Origin of the sequence: Nocardia asteroides (genome assembly GCF_021183625.1) — a bacterium.
GTDB classification, from domain to species: Bacteria; Actinomycetota; Actinomycetes; order Mycobacteriales; family Mycobacteriaceae; genus Nocardia; species Nocardia asteroides_A.
Window position 1 is genome coordinate 5,072,364 of sequence record NZ_CP089214.1, and the last position, 15,579, is coordinate 5,087,942.

At 71.5% G+C, this 15,579-nt stretch carries 19 protein-coding genes; 12 read left to right on the forward strand and 7 right to left on the reverse strand.

Annotated features, from left to right (window positions below; all coding sequences use genetic code 11):
* Nucleotides 1-15 precede the first annotated feature (15 nt).
* Entirely contained in the window at nucleotides 16-927 is a 912-nt protein-coding gene (locus LTT61_RS23485) for a sulfurtransferase (protein ID WP_233016218.1), read from the reverse strand.
* 160 nt (nucleotides 928-1,087) lie between these two features.
* Here LTT61_RS23485 and LTT61_RS23490 point away from each other — a divergent pair, with 160 nt between their 5' ends.
* A complete protein-coding gene (locus tag LTT61_RS23490; RefSeq protein WP_233016219.1) occupies nucleotides 1,088-1,897 on the forward strand; it encodes a helix-turn-helix transcriptional regulator in 810 nt (269 codons plus the stop codon).
* Here the strand turns inward: LTT61_RS23490 and LTT61_RS23495 are convergent.
* The 3 genes from LTT61_RS23495 to LTT61_RS23505 all read right to left on the reverse strand — a co-directional run bounded on the left by LTT61_RS23495 (nucleotide 1,823) and on the right by LTT61_RS23505 (nucleotide 4,583).
* The gene (locus LTT61_RS23495; protein ID WP_233016220.1) at nucleotides 1,823-2,455 is read right to left on the reverse strand and encodes a nucleoside triphosphate pyrophosphatase; all 633 of its coding nucleotides are present in this window, start codon (nucleotides 2,453-2,455) and stop codon (nucleotides 1,823-1,825) included. The genes LTT61_RS23490 and LTT61_RS23495 overlap by 75 nt on opposite strands.
* 2 nt (nucleotides 2,456-2,457) lie before the next feature.
* Entirely contained in the window at nucleotides 2,458-2,781 is a 324-nt protein-coding gene (locus LTT61_RS23500; RefSeq protein WP_233016221.1) for an acyl-CoA carboxylase subunit epsilon, read from the reverse strand.
* Between the two features lie 161 nt (nucleotides 2,782-2,942).
* Nucleotides 2,943-4,583, reverse strand: coding sequence for an acyl-CoA carboxylase subunit beta (locus LTT61_RS23505; RefSeq protein ID WP_233016222.1), 1,641 nt, complete (start codon nucleotides 4,581-4,583; stop codon nucleotides 2,943-2,945).
* A gap of 170 nt (nucleotides 4,584-4,753) precedes the next feature.
* Between LTT61_RS23505 and LTT61_RS23510 the strand changes: the two genes are divergently transcribed.
* The 4 genes from LTT61_RS23510 (at nucleotide 4,754) to LTT61_RS23525 (ending at nucleotide 8,140) form a co-directional block, all read left to right on the forward strand.
* Nucleotides 4,754-5,539, forward strand: coding sequence for a biotin--[acetyl-CoA-carboxylase] ligase (locus tag LTT61_RS23510; protein WP_233016223.1), 786 nt, complete (start codon nucleotides 4,754-4,756; stop codon nucleotides 5,537-5,539).
* Between the two features lie 61 nt (nucleotides 5,540-5,600).
* Entirely contained in the window at nucleotides 5,601-6,122 is a 522-nt protein-coding gene (locus LTT61_RS23515; protein WP_233016224.1) for a PH domain-containing protein, read from the forward strand.
* 28 nt (nucleotides 6,123-6,150) lie between these two features.
* Complete coding sequence (locus LTT61_RS23520) at nucleotides 6,151-6,828, forward strand: response regulator transcription factor (protein WP_233016225.1); 678 nt, start codon at nucleotides 6,151-6,153, stop codon at nucleotides 6,826-6,828.
* A gap of 1 nt (nucleotide 6,829) precedes the next feature.
* Entirely contained in the window at nucleotides 6,830-8,140 is a 1,311-nt protein-coding gene (locus LTT61_RS23525) for a sensor histidine kinase (RefSeq protein ID WP_233016226.1), read from the forward strand.
* 6 nt (nucleotides 8,141-8,146) lie between these two features.
* Here LTT61_RS23525 and LTT61_RS23530 read toward each other — a convergent pair whose 3' ends face one another.
* Nucleotides 8,147-8,707 (reverse strand): GtrA family protein, encoded by a 561-nt coding sequence (locus LTT61_RS23530; RefSeq protein ID WP_233021158.1) that lies wholly within the window; start codon nucleotides 8,705-8,707, stop codon nucleotides 8,147-8,149.
* A 46-nt stretch (nucleotides 8,708-8,753) separates the two neighbouring features.
* On the opposite strand from LTT61_RS23530, the gene LTT61_RS23535 reads away from it, so the two are divergent.
* The 5 genes from LTT61_RS23535 (at nucleotide 8,754) to LTT61_RS23555 (ending at nucleotide 12,882) form a co-directional block, all read left to right on the forward strand.
* Nucleotides 8,754-9,974, forward strand: a complete 1,221-nt coding sequence (locus LTT61_RS23535; protein WP_332909201.1) for a 5-(carboxyamino)imidazole ribonucleotide synthase — start codon at nucleotides 8,754-8,756, stop codon at nucleotides 9,972-9,974.
* Nucleotides 9,967-10,467, forward strand: a complete 501-nt coding sequence (gene purE / locus LTT61_RS23540) for a 5-(carboxyamino)imidazole ribonucleotide mutase (protein WP_233016227.1) — start codon at nucleotides 9,967-9,969, stop codon at nucleotides 10,465-10,467. Before LTT61_RS23535 ends, purE begins: the two co-directional genes overlap by 8 nt.
* Before the next feature lie 22 nt (nucleotides 10,468-10,489).
* A complete protein-coding gene (locus LTT61_RS23545; protein ID WP_233016228.1) occupies nucleotides 10,490-11,164 on the forward strand; it encodes a TetR family transcriptional regulator in 675 nt (224 codons plus the stop codon).
* Nucleotides 11,165-11,297: 133 nt separating this feature from the next.
* Nucleotides 11,298-12,455, forward strand: a complete 1,158-nt coding sequence (locus tag LTT61_RS23550) for an acyl-CoA dehydrogenase (RefSeq protein ID WP_233016229.1) — start codon at nucleotides 11,298-11,300, stop codon at nucleotides 12,453-12,455.
* A gap of 184 nt (nucleotides 12,456-12,639) precedes the next feature.
* Complete coding sequence (locus tag LTT61_RS23555; RefSeq protein ID WP_233016230.1) at nucleotides 12,640-12,882, forward strand: hypothetical protein; 243 nt, start codon at nucleotides 12,640-12,642, stop codon at nucleotides 12,880-12,882.
* A gap of 1 nt (nucleotide 12,883) precedes the next feature.
* On the opposite strand, the gene LTT61_RS23560 is transcribed toward LTT61_RS23555, so the two are convergent.
* Together LTT61_RS23560 and LTT61_RS23565 are read right to left on the reverse strand one after the other, a co-directional pair.
* The gene (locus LTT61_RS23560) at nucleotides 12,884-13,165 is read right to left on the reverse strand and encodes a GNAT family N-acetyltransferase (RefSeq protein ID WP_233016231.1); all 282 of its coding nucleotides are present in this window, start codon (nucleotides 13,163-13,165) and stop codon (nucleotides 12,884-12,886) included.
* 40 nt (nucleotides 13,166-13,205) lie between these two features.
* The gene (locus tag LTT61_RS23565; RefSeq protein WP_233016232.1) at nucleotides 13,206-14,564 is read right to left on the reverse strand and encodes an FAD-binding oxidoreductase; all 1,359 of its coding nucleotides are present in this window, start codon (nucleotides 14,562-14,564) and stop codon (nucleotides 13,206-13,208) included.
* 149 nt (nucleotides 14,565-14,713) lie between these two features.
* On the opposite strand from LTT61_RS23565, the gene LTT61_RS23570 reads away from it, so the two are divergent.
* Together LTT61_RS23570 and LTT61_RS23575 are read left to right on the forward strand one after the other, a co-directional pair.
* Nucleotides 14,714-15,016 carry a hypothetical protein gene (locus tag LTT61_RS23570; protein ID WP_233016233.1) on the forward strand — a complete coding sequence of 101 codons (303 nt, stop codon included), beginning with the start codon at nucleotides 14,714-14,716 and terminating at the stop codon, nucleotides 15,014-15,016.
* A gap of 56 nt (nucleotides 15,017-15,072) precedes the next feature.
* Nucleotides 15,073-15,576 carry a GtrA family protein gene (locus LTT61_RS23575; protein WP_233016234.1) on the forward strand — a complete coding sequence of 168 codons (504 nt, stop codon included), beginning with the start codon at nucleotides 15,073-15,075 and terminating at the stop codon, nucleotides 15,574-15,576.
* Nucleotides 15,577-15,579: the final 3 nt, after the last annotated feature.

Below are 15,579 nucleotides of genomic sequence, written 5' to 3' on the forward strand. Positions count from 1 at the left end.
CTGGAAGGGTATGCGTCAGCGCCGATTTCGGCGGGTACCGGCGAGCGGGGCCCGCCCCGGCTCGGCACCGCGTGCCACCGGCATCCGGACCGCGCTGCCCCACTCCAGCCAGGAGCCGTCGTAGTTGCGCACCGCCGGGATGCCGAGCAGGTGCGCCAGCACGAACCAGGTGTGCCCGGCGCGCTCGCCGACCCGGCTGTAGACGACGACGTCGTCGGCGCCCGCCACCGCGGCGTAGGCGCGGTCCAGGTCGGCGCGCGGCCGGAAGCGGCCGTCGAGCCCGATCGCCTCGGTCCACGGGATGTTGACCGCGGTGGGGATGTGGCCGCCGCGCAGCGCGGTCTCCCCGGAGCGGTCCGGCTCGTGCGTCTCCGCGCCCGCGTACTCGGCGGGGGAGCGCACGTCGACCAGCGGGCGGCCGAGGTGGCGCAGCACGTCGTCGCGGAAGGCGCGGGCGGTGCCGTCGTCGCGCTCGACCGCCGGGTAGCCGACAGCGGGGATGCTCGGTGCGTCGAAGGTGGTGTCCCGCGCCTCGGAGATCCAGGCGTCCCTGCCGCCGTCGAGCAGCCGGACGTCCGGGTGGCCGAAGAGCCCGAAGATCCAGGCGGCGTGCGCGGCCAGGGAGTTGCCGCGGTCGCCGTAGAGCACGACGGTGTCGTCGCGCGCGATGCCCTTGGCGCGCATGAGCTCGGTGAAGCGGGCGCCGTCGAGGTAGTCGCGGCACAGCTCGTCACCGAGCTCGGCGCGCCCGTCGATCTTGACCGCGCCCGGGATGTGCCCGATGTCGTAGAGCCGGGGCTCCTCGTTCGCCTCGACGATGCGCAGGCCGCCGGCCCCGAGGTTTGCCGACAGCCATTCGGTGGTTACCAAGTGGTTCGGGTGTGCGTAGGAACCGAACGCCGGGTTCGGATCCGGGGCGAGTGGCACGATCTATTTCCTCCACACTCGATCGAGAAGTGGTAACGGTGGTGTGGTCGCGCGCGGTGAAATGCGTGTGGGCGGTGAACGCGTTTCAGATCACGATCGGATGAACGGTGATTTCGCCGCACCCCCATCCGATAAAGTCTCCCGGGAGGAGGGGTCAGCTATGTCCGATTCTTGGCCGCGGCGGCGACTGCTCGCGATCCTACGTGGCGCGGAGGAGCCCCTCGACGCCCAGGAGCTGGCCAGGATCACGGGCCAGCACGTGACAACGGTTCGTTTCCACCTGGATGTGCTCACCCGCGAATCCCTGGTCCGCCAGTTCCAGCAGCCGCCGCGCGGCCGCGGCAGGCCGCGGATCGGCTACTCCGCGGTGCAGCGATCCGTGGGTTACCAGGATCTCGCGCAGGCGCTGGCCGATCAGCTCGGCCCGGACCGCCGGGCCCGCACCGAGGCCGGGATCGCCGCCGGGCGGGCCTGGGGCGCCAAGCTGGACGCCGGCGAGGAGCGGGTGGAGACGCTGGACGGCGCCAAGGACCTATCCATGACGCTCTCGTCCGAGCTGGGCTTCGCGCCGGAGCGCGACCCGGGTGCCGACACCTCGGAGCAGGTGCAGATCCGGCTCACCGCCTGCCCGCTGCGCGAGCTCGCGCGCACCCACTCCGATGTCGTCTGCGGCGTGCACGTCGGGCTGCTGCAGGAGGTGCTCGACCGCAGCGGCGCGCGCGACCGGGTGAAGGTGCGGATGCGGCCGTTCGTCGAGCCGGAGCTGTGCCTGGCCCGGCTGGAGCTGGTGCGCGGCCGCCCGGAGCCGGGCGCGCGCTCGGAGGAGCCGCGCGAGGTGCCGACGCTGCCCATCGTGGACAGCCCGGTGGCGGCCGAGCCGCTGATCGCCCCGCCCTCAGCCGGGCGGATCCCCCCACAGCTGCGCAATGGAGAGACCGACGTCGTGAAGGAGTCGGCGAAGCAGTGGTAGCCCGATCCCGATGACGCTGGAGGGGTCGCCCTCCAGCCGCTCCACGAACCAGCCGCCGCGGCCGTCGAGGGTGAAGGCCCCCGCCACCTGCAGCGGCTCGCCGGTGGCGATGTAGGCATCCAGGTCGGCCGGGTCCGGGTCGGCGAAGTACACCGTCGTCGTGCTGGTGTCGACCGCCGACGCGGTCACCGCGCCGTCGGCCAGCCGCAGCACGCAGTGCCCGGTGAGCAGGTCGGCGCTGCGCCCGGCGACCGCCTTCCAGCGCTCGCGGGCCACCTCGGGGGTGTACGGCTTGCCCTGGAGTTCGCCGTCGACCAGCAGCATGGAGTCGCAGCCGACCACGACGCAATCGGCGGGCAGCTCACCGGCGGCGGCGACCGCACGGGCCTTGGCCTTCGCCAGCTCCTCGACCACCGTGCGCGGCGCGAAGTCCGGCGGCAGCGCGGCGGCCACCGCGTCCTCGTCGACATCGGAGATCCGGACGACGGGCTCGATGCCCGCCGCGCGCAGCACCGCCCGGCGGGCGGGCGACGCCGAGGCCAGGACCAGAACGGGCACGGTCAGTCGCGGCCGTACGCCAGCGCGGGGAAGGCGTAGGGCGAGAACGGCGCGGCGCCGCGGTGCAGCAGGGCGGGCCTGCCCCACAGGTCCAGCGGCCCCCGCTCGCCCGGCGCGGCCGAACCGGCCGCCGCGGTGAACACGCAGACCAGCGCGGCGATCTCCTCGTCCGACGGGTTGCCCCGCTCGACCCGGAGCAGCGGGGCGATGCCCGCCTCGGCCGCGGCGGGCTCTGCGCTCGCCGCTTCGGCCTGCTCCGCGCCCGGATCGGCCGTGAGGTCCAGTTCGACGGCGGACAACACCTCGTCTTCTGCCACGGTCGTCACAGTGCAGATCCTCTCTCTACCTCGGGCGGGTGCACCCTCGTGGGGTATACCCGCTCCGAGCGCCAGCGGCACCGGTGAATGTGAAGGCAGCTGCCCCCGCATTCACCAGTGTGCGGTCTCATCGTTACCAGTGTGCGCGGCCTATGGAGGGTATCGCGCGATCAGAGCGGGATGTTGCCGTGCTTCTTCGGCGGGAGGCTGACCATCTTGCGCTCGAGCAGCCGCAGCGCGGAGACGATCTGGCCGCGGGTATGCGAGGGCGGGATGACCGCGTCCACATAACCGCGCTCGGCCGCCACGTACGGGTTCACGAGGGTGTCCTCGTACTCGTTCTGCAGCTCGAGCCGCAGCGCATCGACGTCGGAGCCGTCGGCGGCGGCGTCGGCGAGCTTCTTGCGGTAGACGAAGCCGATGGCGCCCGAGGCGCCCATGACGGCGATCTGGGCGGTGGGCCAGGCCAGGTTCACGTCGGCGCCGAGGTGCTTGGAGCCCATGACGTCGTAGGCCCCGCCGTAGGCCTTGCGGGTGATGACCGTGATCTTGCCCACAGTAGCCTCGCCGTAGGCGTAGAGCAGCTTCGCCCCGCGCCGGATGATGCCGTTGTACTCCTGGCCGGTACCGGGCAGGAACCCGGGCACATCGACCAGGGTGACGATCGGGACGTTGAACGCATCGCAGGTCCGCACGAACCGCGCGGCCTTCTCCGAGGCGTCGATATCGAGGCAGCCGGCGAACTGGGTGGGCTGATTCGCCACGATCCCGACGCTGCGCCCGTCGATGCGGCCGAAGCCGACGATGATGTTCATCGCGCGCTCGGCCTGGACCTCGAGGAACTCGTCGTCGTCGAGCAGCCGGCGGATGACCTCATGCATGTCGTAGGGCTGGTTCGGCGAGTCCGGGATCAGCGAGTCGAGCTCGAGATCCTCCTCGGTGAGCGAGTCCTCGATGGCCCCGGTGACCGGGTCGGTCGCGGGGAAGCGCGGGGCCTCGGCGCGGTTGTTGCTCGGCAGGTAGGACAGCAGGTCCTTGACGTAATCGAGGGCGTCCTGCTCGCCGGAGGCGACGTAGTGCGCGACGCCGGACTTGACCATGTGGGTGTGGGCGCCGCCCAGATCCTCCATGGTGACGTCCTCGCCGGTGACGGTCTTGATGACGTCGGGGCCGGTGACGAACATCTGGCTGGTCTGATCGACCATGACCACGAAGTCGGTGAGCGCGGGGGAGTAGACGTGCCCGCCCGCGGCCGGGCCCATGATCAGCGAGATCTGCGGGATCACCCCGGAGGCCTGGATATTGCGGTGGAAGATCTCGCCGTAGAGCCCGAGCGAGACCACACCCTCCTGGATCCGCGCGCCCGCGCCCTCGTTGATCCCGACCAGCGGGCGCCCGGTCTTGAGCGCGAGATCCATGACCTTGACGATCTTCTCGCCGTAGACCTCGCCCAGGCTGCCACCGAAGACGGTCACGTCCTGGCTGAAGATGCAGACATCACGCCCGTCGACGGTGCCGTAGCCGGTGACCACGCCGTCACCGAGCGGGCGGTTCTTGTCCAGCCCGAAGTTCACGCTCCGATGCCTGGCCAGCGCGTCGAGCTCGACGAACGAGCCCTCGTCCAGCAGGGCCAGGATCCGCTCACGGGCCGTCATCTTGCCCTTGGCGTGCACCCTGTCGACGGCGGCCTCACCCATCGGGTGCTTGGCCTCGTCCAGCCGGTTGCGCAGGTCAGCGAGCTTCCCGGCGGTGGTGTGGATATCGGGTTCGCCCGCCGATCCGGATGCGGGTTGCTGCTGGACACTCGTCATGGGTTCGGAGTGTAGCCAGTGCCGCCGGTACCGGGTAACACCAAGTCGGCTACTCGCGGGTAGAAAAGCCCTGGTCGTCGTCGGATTCGCGGAGTTGTGCACAGCTGGCGCAAGGGGTCTGCCCACCCCGGAATCGCAGGTCGCGGGGGGCCGCCGAGTAGCCTGCCCAGGTGCAGCGGACACCCCTTGACGCCGAGCGGCTGCGCCGCGAGCGCGTGCCCTTCTTCACTCGGCTCGACGTGGTCGAGACCACCGGCTCCACCAATGCCGACCTGATCGCGCGGGCCGTCGCCGACCCCGCCGCCGACCGCGAGGTGCTGCTCGCCGAGCTGCAGGAGAGTGGCCGCGGCAGGCACGCCCGGGCCTGGGGCAGCCCGCCGCGCGCTCAGATCTCGGTATCGGTGCTGGTCCGGCTCGACGGGGTCGACCCGGCGGTGCTCGGCTGGCTGCCGCTGCTCACCGGGGTCGCCGTTGTCGACGCCGTGCGCGCGGCCTCCGGGGTGCCCGCGGAGCTCAAGTGGCCGAACGACGTTCTGGTCGGCGGCCGCAAGCTGGCGGGCATCCTGGCCGAGGTCGCGATCGCGGGCCCCGACCCGGCGGTGGTGGTCGGCGTCGGGCTGAACGCCGAACTCACGGCCGAAGAACTGCCGGTGCCGCACGCCACCTCGCTGCTGCTGGAGGGCGCCACCGTCGACCGCACCACCATGGCCGCGGCCCTGCTCACCGCCTTCGCCGAGCGCTTCGCCGCCTGGCGGGGCGCGGGCTGGGCGACCGCCGAACTCGCGGCGGCCTACCGCGAGCGCTGCGGCACCATCGGCGCCCGGGTGCGCGCCGAGCTGCCCGGCGGCCGGGAGCTGGTCGGGATCGCCACCGGCATCGATGCCGCGGGCAGGCTGCTGGTCGACTCCGAGGCGGTCTCCGCGGGCGACGTCACCCATCTGCGCCCGGCGGGCTGACCGCCCGATCGGCGAATCGCGCTGCGGCCGTTCCGTCCCCGGTGCGCGGTAGGGTGCGGCCATGGGTTATCCGGAGGACGTGCTGGCCCCCGACGAGCACCTGCTGCTGCATCGCCACCCGCACTGGAAGATGCTGTTCTGGCCGATCGTCATCCTGGTGGCAGGCACCGCGCTGGCCGGCTTCGGCGGCGGCGTGATCTCGCGCAACGTCACCGACGAGACGCTCGCCATCGGGCTCCTCGTCGTGGTGCTGGTGGTCTGGGTCGCGCTGCTCGCCTGGCGGGTGATCGGGCCGGTGGTGAGCTGGAAGTCGACGCACTTCATCGTCACCGACCGGCGGGTGCTGGTTAGGCAGGGCGTGCTCACGCACTCCGGCATCGACATCCCGATGAGCCGGATCTCCAGCGTGCAGTTCCGGCACGGGCTCTTCGACCGGCTGCTCGGCACCGGGACCCTGATCATCGGCTCCTCCTCCGACGAGCCGCTGGAGTACGACGACATCCCCGCGGTGCAGCAGGTGCACTCGCTCCTCTACCACCAGGTCTTCGAGGTGGAGCACCGGCACGAGCGCTGGGACCACTGACCCGCGCTCCCGCCCGTAATCTGGGCGCATGACGGCGGTACTGCTCGGCGAGGACGACGAAGCGATCGCGGCACCGCTCTCGCGCGCGCTCGGCCGCGAGGGCTACACGGTGACGGTGGAGAGTTTCGGCCCTGCGGTGCTGCGCCGCGCCCTCGAGGGCGGCCACGACCTGCTCATCCTGGATCTCGGGCTGCCCGGGATGGACGGGCTCGAGGTGTGCAGGCAGGTGCGGGCCAGCGGCGCCGAGCTGGCCGTGCTCATGCTCACCGCGCGCACCGACGAGGTGGACTTCGTCGTCGGGCTGGACGCCGGCGCCGACGACTACGTCGGCAAGCCGTTCCGGCTGGCCGAGCTGCTGGCCAGGGTGCGCGCGCTGCTGCGCCGCAGCGGCCTCGGCGACGACATCGTCGAGGTCGGCGGCATCCGGCTGGAGCCTGCCGCGCGCCGGGTGCTGGTGAACGGCGTCGAGGTCGGGCTGGCGAACAAGGAGTACGAGCTGCTCAAGGTGCTGATCGACCGGGCCGGGCAGGTGGTGCCGCGGGAGACGATCCTGCGCGAGGTCTGGGGCGATGCCGAGCTGCGCGGCTCCAAGACGCTCGACATGCACATGTCCTGGCTGCGCCGGAAGATCGGCGACGAGGGGCCGATGGCCGAGCGCCGGATCGTCACCGTCCGCGGTGTCGGATTCCGGCTGAACACCGACTGACGTGCGCCGCCGCATCCTGCGCTCGATGCTCACCGTGCTGACGCTCACCACGGTGGTGCTCGGGTTGCCGCTGGTCTACACCGCCTGGCTCTGGGTGGAGGACATCACCCGCAACGACCTGCGCGACCGGCTGGACCGGATGGCCGTCGAGATCATCGCCCAGGAGCAGGAGACCGGGACCGTCCCCGGCGAGCTGGACGCCAGGGCGGTCGGCACGCTCGTCCCGGACGGCGGCAAGCTCACCATCGTCTACCCGGCGCCGCTGGACAGCGCCGTGCGGATGGACATCGGGGTGGACCGGGTGAACGATCCGCTGGTCGAGTCGCTCTCCCTGGGTGAGCGCGGCTCGCTGCGGCTGGAGGTGCCGTCCGGGCCGATGCACTCCATGCAGCGGCAGGCGGTCGGCGCGGTGGCGCTGGCGGTGCTGGCCTCGCTGACCGCGGCGGTGACCGTCGCCGTGGTCACCGCGCGCCGGGTCGCCGACCCGCTCAGCGATGTCGCCGCGCGCGCCGCCCGGCTCGCCGAGGGCGACTTCCGCCCGGACAACCGGCGGCACGGCATCGCCGAGCTGGACCGGGTCTCGGACGTGCTCGACGCCGCGACCGTGGAGATCGCGGGCCGGCTGCAGCGTGAGCACGCGCTGGTCGCCGACGTCTCGCACCAGCTGCGCAGCCGCCTCACCGCGGTCCGGCTGCGGCTGGACGAGCTCTCCGTGCACGCCGACCCGGACGTGGTGCAGGAGGCCGAGGCGGCGATGGCCCAGGTGGACCGGCTCACCGGCGCCATCGACGACCTGGTCCGCGCCGCCAGGGACGACGACGCCGCCGACCGCGACCCGGTGCCGGTGATGGACGAGCTGCGCGGCGTCATCGCGGAGTGGGCGCACCCGTTCCGGGACGCCGGGCGGGTGCTCACCCTGCTCGGCGACGAATCGCTGCGCGCCCCGATCACCGGCTCCCGGCTGCGCGAGGCGCTCGCCGTGCTGCTGGACAACGCGCTGCACCACGGCGACGGCACCTGCACCGTCTCGGTGCGGCTGGTGCACGGCGGCAGGGCGCGGGTGCCGCTGGTCTGCGTCGAGGTGGCCGATCAGGGCGACGGGGTCAGCGACGAGCTGGCGCCGCACATCTTCGACCGCGGCTTCTCCGGGGCCGGCTCGACCGGGGTCGGGCTGGCGCTGGCGCGGGCGCTGGTGGAGGCCGACGGCGGGCGGCTGGAATTGCAACGCAGGCGCCCCGCGCTGTTCGCGCTCTTTCTCGGCGCCCTGACGCCGATTCGCGTGGCAGCCGGAGTGGGCGCCGAACCGCGCTGAGAAAAGTCAGGGACGCACGGTCGGCGGCTCGGTGCCGAGATTCTCGACCTCGATGAGCTCCTCCAGCTCCTCGATGATCACGTCCATTTCGTCCGGAAAAACCCAGCGCCGCATGGCCCAGAAACGGAACGCCATCTGCAGCAGATTGCCGATCACGAACGCGCTCACGAAGTCGGCGATGTTCTCGGTGGCGAAGCTCACGGCGGGCTGGCGCAGGTCGAAGACGTAACTGGAAATCCACAGCGGGATATTGCTCAGCGCCACGCCGATGCCGCTGACCACGAAGAACAGCAGCGCCTCGTGGTGCTTCTCCCGGCCGCCGCGGTTCTTGAACGACCACTCGCGGTTCAGAATGTAGGAGGCGATCACCGCGACCACGCCGGAAATGATCTTGGCCGTGACCGGCTTGTCCGCGAGGACCGTCCACTTCAGCAGGTAGAAAATGCCGCTGTCGATCACGAAGGTGGTGGCGCCGACGATCGCGAACTTGATCAGTTCACGATTACGGAGCGCCAGCTCCCGTGCTGTGGGCGGGAGTGCGCGGACCACCTCGTCGACGATTGACACAAGGCCCGAGTGTAGCGCCGGGTCGCGCGCACCGATTTTGCGCTCCATGACAACATTGACCGACGTGAGCGCACGTTCCTTCGATCCAGCGGCGATGCCGACCGTCACCATGGTCGGTGGTGGGCAACTCGCGCGGATGACGCACCAGGCCGCGATCGCCCTCGGGCAGCGGCTCCGGGTACTGGCCGAGCGGCCCGACGACCCGGCCGCACAGGTCAGCCCGGATGTGGTCTTCGGCAGCCATACCGACCCGGTGGCGCTGCGGAAGGCCGCCGTCGGGTCGCACGCCCTGACCTTCGACCACGAGCACGTGCCGACCGAGCACCTGGAGGCGCTGGTCGCCGAGGGCGTCAACGTGCAGCCGCCGCCGTCGGCGCTGCGCTACGCCCAGGACAAGCTGGCCATGCGGATCAAGCTGAGCGAGCTCGGCCTCCCGGTGCCGGCCTTCACCGCGGTGGAGACGGCGGCGGACGCCGAGCGGTTCGGCGCCGAGCACGGCTGGCCAGTGGTGCTCAAGGCGATCCGCGGCGGTTACGACGGGCGCGGGGTCTGGATGCCCGCCGATGCCGCCGAGGCGCGCGCGATCGTCGGCGAGCAGCGCGCCCGCGGGGTTCCGCTGCTGGCCGAGGCCAGGGTGGCGTGGGTGCGCGAGCTCTCCGCCATGGTGGCGCGCTCGCCGTTCGGGCAGGCCGCCACCTGGCCGGTGGTCGAGACGGTGCAGCGCAACGGGCAGTGCGCGGTGGTGCTCGCGCCCGCGCCCGGGCTCTCCGAGGAGCTCGCCGCCACGGCCGAGACGCTGGCGCTGCACCTGGCCGCCGAGCTCGGCGTGGTCGGCGTGATGGCGGTCGAGCTGTTCGAGACCGCGGACGGCGCGCTGCTGGTGAACGAGCTCGCCATGCGCCCGCACAACAGCGGCCACTGGGGGATGGACGGCGCCCGCACCGGCCAGTTCGAGCAGCACCTGCGCGCCGTGCTGGATTATCCGCTCGGCGACACCACCCCGCTGGCGCCGGTCACCGTGATGGCGAACATCCTCGGCGCGCCCGAGGCGCCCGCCATGGCGATGGACGAGCGGCTGCACCACCTCTTCGCCCGGCTGCCGGAGGCGAAGGTGCACCTCTACGGCAAGGGCGAGCGGCCGGATCGCAAGATCGGCCACGTCAACATCCTCGGCGACGACGTCGCCGCGGTGCGGGAGAAGGCGGAGCGGGCGGCGCACTGGATGTCGCACGCGGTATGGACCGACGGATGGGATCCGCATGAGTGAACCGCAGGTCGGCCTGATCATGGGCAGCGACTCGGACTGGCCGGTGATGGAGGCCGCCGCCGAGGCGCTCGCCGAGTTCGGCATCCGCTTCGAGGTGGGCGTGGTCTCCGCGCACCGCACCCCGCAGCGCATGCTCGACTACGCGAACTCCGCGGCCGAGCGCGGCATCCGGGTGATCATCGCCGGGGCGGGCGGCGCCGCGCACCTGCCCGGCATGGTCGCCGCCGCCACCCCGCTCCCGGTGATCGGCGTCCCGGTGCCGCTGAAGTACCTCGACGGCATGGACTCCCTGCTCTCGATCGTGCAGATGCCCGCGGGCGTCCCGGTCGCCACCGTCTCCATCGGCGGCGCCCGCAACGCCGGTCTGCTCGCCGCCCGCATCCTCGGCACCGCCGACCCGGCGCTGCGCGCCCGCATGGAAACCTTCCAGGCGAATCTCGAGCAACTCGTCCTCGGCAAGGACGAAGCGCTGCGCGCGACGCTGCTCGGCTGAGCTTCTCGATACGCTCGAGTCCGTGACCATCGACGAATCCGCGCGAATCCGTGCAGGCGCCGACACGGCTCGGTTCCGGCTCGCCGTGGTGGAGCAGGCGCTGCTGCTGTTCGCCCAGAAGGGCTACGAGGCCACGACCGTCGACGAGATCGCGGAGGCGGCGGGGATCTCGCGGCGGACCTTCTTCCGGCAGTTCCGGTCGAAGGAGGACGTGATCTTCGCCGACCACGAGTCGCAGCTGGCGCAGGCGGCGGCCTTCCTCGACGGCTCGGACGGCGATCCGTGGGAGGCGGTCTGCACCGCGGTGGTGCAGGTGTTCGAGCGGTTCACGCAGTGGCGGGAGATCGCGGCGCGGCGGTACCGGGTGGTGCGGCAGGTGCCCGCGCTGCGCGAGCGCGAGATCGTCACGGTGTTCCGCTACGAGCGGCTCTTCACCGACTTCCTGCGCGAGCGGCTGCCCGAGGTGCCTGACCTGAGCCGGGTGCAGTTCACCGCCGCCGTCACCGCGACGCACAACTACCTGCTGCGCCGGATGGTGCGCGGCGAGTCCGACGCGGGCGCCGCCGACCTGCGCCAGGAGCTGGCCGCGATCCCGCGCGGGGCGCCGGGCGAGGAGATGGTGGTCGCGGTCTTCCCGCGTGGCATGGCGCCTCGGCGGGTAGCCGACCTGGTGACCAGGCAACTCGGTAGTCTGTGACCCTGGTCACTATCACCGGCCACCTGGCACTGAGTGCCACTCACAAGCCCTGAGTAGCTGAAAAGCGCTCTATACTGAAGGAAAGTGTGGCACGCAGTGCCGGTGAGCACCGACAACCAGAAGTGGAGCCGTCATGGCGGGTAACCCCGATTTCGACCTGTTCAAGCTGGAGGACTTCCACGACGAGCTGCGCGCCGCCATCCGCGCGCTGTCGGAGAAGGAGATCGCCCCGTACGCCAAGGACGTGGACGAGAAGGCCCGCTTCCCCGAAGAGGCGCTGGCGGCGCTCAACGCCTCCGGCTTCAACGCCGTGCACGTGCCGGAGCAGTTCGGCGGCCAGGGCGCCGACTCGGTCGCCACCTGCATCGTGATCGAGGAGGTCGCCCGGGTCTGCGGCTCCTCCTCGCTCATCCCCGCGGTGAACAAGCTCGGCACCATGGGGCTCATCCTGAACGGCTCGGACGAGCTCAAGCAGCAGGTCCTGCCCGACATCGTGAACGGCGAGATGGCCTCCTACGCGCTCTCCGAGCGCGAGGCGGGCTCGGACGCCGCCTCCATGCGCACCCGGGCCAAGCAGGACGGCGACAGCTGGGTGCTCAACGGCTCCAAGTGCTGGATCACCAACGGCGGCAAGTCCTCCTGGTACACCGTGATGGCGGTGACCGACGCCGAGAAGGGCTCGAACGGCATCTCGGCGTTCCTCGTGCACTCCGATGACGAGGGCTTCGTGGTCGGCCCGCTGGAGCACAAGCTCGGCATCAAGGGCTCGCCCACCGCCGAGCTGTACTTCGAGAACTGCCGCATCCCCGGCGACCGCATCGTCGGCGAGCCGGGCACCGGCTTCAAGACCGCGCTGCAGACCCTCGACCACACCCGCCCCACCATCGGCGCGCAGGCCGTCGGGCTGGCCCAGGGCGCGCTGGACGCCGCGATCGCCTACACCAAGGACCGCAAGCAGTTCGGCACCAGGATCGCCGACTTCCAGAACACCCAGTTCATGCTGGCCGACATGGCGATGAAGATCGAGGCCGCCCGGCTCATGGTCTACACCTCCGCGGCCCGCGCCGAGCGCGGCGAGAAGAACCTGGGCTTCATCTCCGCCGCCGCCAAGTGCTTCGCCTCGGACGTCGCCATGGAGGTCACCACCAACGCCGTCCAGCTCTTCGGCGGCGCCGGCTACACCACCGACTTCCCGGTGGAGCGGATGATGCGCGACGCCAAGATCACCCAGATCTACGAGGGCACCAACCAGATCCAGCGGGTCGTCATGTCGCGCGCACTGCTGCGCTGATTCAACCGACTCCGGCGCTGATCCCCGGTACCGTTCGGGTATCGGGGTTCACGCGTGCGCGCGTCCGTATCCGAATCCAGGGTGTCGGGCCACCGCGTACAGGAGGACGATTTCAGGCATGAGTGGGGTGGAGATAACCGACAGATATGTCCGGCGCACTCTTCCCGGCGGGCGGGTCGAGGAAGTGAGCTGGGCGGATCTCGCGGAGGTTCGCATCATCACCAGTACCGACGGGCCCTTCGCCGACGACGTGTTCTTCGTCCTGATCGGGGCGAAGGGCAACGGCTGCGCGGTGCCGCAGTCGGACGGCGGGAAGTCGCTGCTGCACCGGCTGCGGGCGCTGCCGGGCTTCGACAACGAGGCCGTGGTGGCGGCGATGGGGTGCACCACCGATCACCAGTTCCTGTGCTGGCGGCGGTCGAACTGAGTCAGGACGCGACGAGGTCGCGGTATTCGTTGTGCGCGGCGATGAACTGCTCCACGTACCAGCAGGTGGGCAGCACGGTGAAGCCGTGCTCGCGCGAGTCGCGCAGCGCGTACTCGACCACCTCGGCGGCGACCCCGCGGCGGCGGAACTCGGGGAACGTCACGGTGTGGTTGAAATCGCGGACGGTGCCGCGCTCGGCGTAGTCGGCGTACCCGGCCAGCACCTCGTCCACATAGATCTCGAACCTGGTGTCCTCGGCATTGTGTTTGAGCTCGGTGTTCATGCCGGGTAGAACCGCGCGGCGAACCCCGATGTTCCGGTCCTCACAGGATCGCGCCGGGGTTGAGGATGCCGGTCGGGTCGAGCGCGTCCTTGATCCGCCTGGTCAGCGCCATCACGTCGGGGCCGACCTGATCCGGCAGCCAGGCCTTCTTCAACCGGCCGACGCCGTGCTCGCCGGTGATGGTTCCGCCGAGCGCGATGGCCAGGTCCATGATCTCGCCGAAGGCGCGGTGCGCCCGCGCGGTCTGCTCGGCGTCGGCCGGGTCGTGCACGATGAGCGGGTGCGTATTGCCGTCCCCGGCGTGCGCGATCACCGAGACCGTCACCGCGTTGCGCTCGGCGATCTCGGCGATCCCGGAGACCAGGTCGGCGAGCCGGGGCAGCGGCACCCCGACGTCCTCGAGCAGCAGCGGCCCGAGCCGCTCCACCGCCGGGATGGCGAACCGGCGGGCCGCGGTGAACGCCTCGCCCTCCTCCGGGTCGGCGGTGCTGAAAACCTCGGTGGCCCCTGCCTTCTCGCAGGCGGCGACCATCAGCTCGGCCTCGTGCGCGGCGAAGGCGCCCGGCGCGTCGGAGCGGGCGACCAGCAGCGCGGCGGCCGAGCGGTCCAGCCCCATGCGCAGCTCGTCCTCGACCGCGTTGACCGCGACCGCGTCCATGAACTCCAGCATGGCCGGGCGCAGCGCGGCGGTGATGGCGAGGATCGCCTCGGTGGCGGAGTGCAGGTCGGCGAAGCTCGCGACGACGGTGCTGAGCGGTGGCTGCGCGGGCAGCAGCCGCAGGGTGAGCTCGGTGATCACGCCGAGCGTTCCCTCGCTGCCGACGAAGAGCTTGGTGAGCGAGAGCCCGGCGGAGTCCTTGAGCCGCGGCCCGCCCAGCCGCACCGGGGTTCCTTCGGCGAGCACCACCTCCATGCCGAGCACGTAGTCGCTGGTCACGCCGTACTTCACGCAGCAGAGGCCGCCCGCGTTGGTGGCCGCGTTGCCGCCGATCGAGCAGATCTCGAACGACGACGGGTCCGGCGGGTACCACAGCCCGTGCTCCGCGACGGCCCGCTTGACCTCGGCGTTCAGCAGCCCGGGCTGCACCACCGCGGTGCGCGTCACCGGATCGACGCTGATCGCGCGCATCCGCTCGGTGCAGAGCACGATGCCACCCGCCACCGCGGTCGCGCCGCCGGAGAGCCCGGAGCCCGCCCCGCGCGGCACCACCGGAACGCCGTGCGCGTGCGCCCAGCGCAGCGTGGCCGCGACGTCCGCGGTGGCGGTGGCGCGGACGACGGCGAGCGGGGTGCCCGCGCCGGGATCCTTCGCCCAGTCGTGGCGGTACCCGGCCAGCACGTCCGGGTCGGTGACGACGGCGCCCGCGGGGAGCGTGGCGATCAAGTCCTGTAGCTGCACTCTTGCCACGCTAGCTGGCCGAAACACGGATTTCACCGGCGTTCGCTTGGTGGCGGGCCGGGTGCGGGGCCACAATCATCCGACAGGGGTCGCGGAGTTCGAAAACCGCGAGGGTCGGGTGTCATTCAGCGCGCAGGAGGGATTTCAGCATGACCGCTACACCGGACTACCGCGAACTCGTCACCGCGGTGATCGGCCCCGAGGTGGCCGAGGCAGGGCTGGACGACGAGACCGTGCGCCGGATCGAGGCGGGCGAGATCGACGACTGGCTGGCCGCGCTGGCGAGCTCGGGGCTCTTCGACAAGCCGACGCTGGCCGGCATCGGGGCGCAGTGGCGGCGCGATCCGCGGCTGCTGGCCGAGCTGCTGCTGGAGCACGCCGACGACCTCACCAGGCGCAGGCTGGCCGCGCTGCGCCCGGCGGGCGGCGGCCGCAGCAGCCGGATCGGCTGACGCCGGGTTCGCCCGCCGCTCACCCGGCCGTCACCTGCCGGTGGCATCCTGCGGGCGTGGGCGAACCGGCGGACCTCCGCGACGAAGCAACGGCACCCGAATCGTCGCTGGACGGCATCGCGGACCGCTTCGGCCGCTGGTGCGAGCGGGTGGTCGCGCTGCTCCCGCTCGGCCTGGACCGGCTGATCCCGCCGACCTTCCTCGGCTTCGCGCTGATCAATACCGGCACCTTCGGCGTCGACCTGCTGCTGCTGACGATCATGTACGGCGGCCTCGGGCTGCCGATCTGGTTCGCGGTGAGCGCCGCCTACGCCTGCGCCTTCGGGCTGGCCTTCGTGCTGAACCGGAGCTTCAACTTCCACTCGCACGCGCCGGTGGCCGGGCAGGCGGCGGTGTACACGGTGGTCGTGGTGGTCAACTACGCGGCCTTCATCCTCGGGGTCGGCGGCGGGCTCGTCGCGCTCGGCGTCGACTACCACCTGTCCCGGATCCTGGCGGGCGGCTGCGAGGCCGTCTACATGTACAGCGCGATGCGCTGGGTCGTCTTCCGGCGGCGCTGACGC

What these genes read in the sequence shown, in the direction of transcription:
- LTT61_RS23490 (WP_233016219.1), top strand. Translation starts at nt 1,088, where the DNA reads ATGTCCGATTCTTGGCCGCGGCGGCGACTGCTCGCGATCCTACGTGGC.
- LTT61_RS23505 (WP_233016222.1), bottom strand. Translation starts at nt 4,583, where the DNA reads ATGACGAGTGTCCAGCAGCAACCCGCATCCGGATCGGCGGGCGAACCC.
- LTT61_RS23515 (WP_233016224.1), top strand. Translation starts at nt 5,601, where the DNA reads ATGGGTTATCCGGAGGACGTGCTGGCCCCCGACGAGCACCTGCTGCTG.
- LTT61_RS23520 (WP_233016225.1), top strand. Translation starts at nt 6,151, where the DNA reads ATGACGGCGGTACTGCTCGGCGAGGACGACGAAGCGATCGCGGCACCG.
- LTT61_RS23535 (WP_332909201.1), top strand. Translation starts at nt 8,754, where the DNA reads ATGACAACATTGACCGACGTGAGCGCACGTTCCTTCGATCCAGCGGCG.
- purE (WP_233016227.1), top strand. Translation starts at nt 9,967, where the DNA reads ATGAGTGAACCGCAGGTCGGCCTGATCATGGGCAGCGACTCGGACTGG.
- LTT61_RS23550 (WP_233016229.1), top strand. Translation starts at nt 11,298, where the DNA reads ATGGCGGGTAACCCCGATTTCGACCTGTTCAAGCTGGAGGACTTCCAC.
- LTT61_RS23560 (WP_233016231.1), bottom strand. Translation starts at nt 13,165, where the DNA reads ATGAACACCGAGCTCAAACACAATGCCGAGGACACCAGGTTCGAGATC.
- LTT61_RS23570 (WP_233016233.1), top strand. Translation starts at nt 14,714, where the DNA reads ATGACCGCTACACCGGACTACCGCGAACTCGTCACCGCGGTGATCGGC.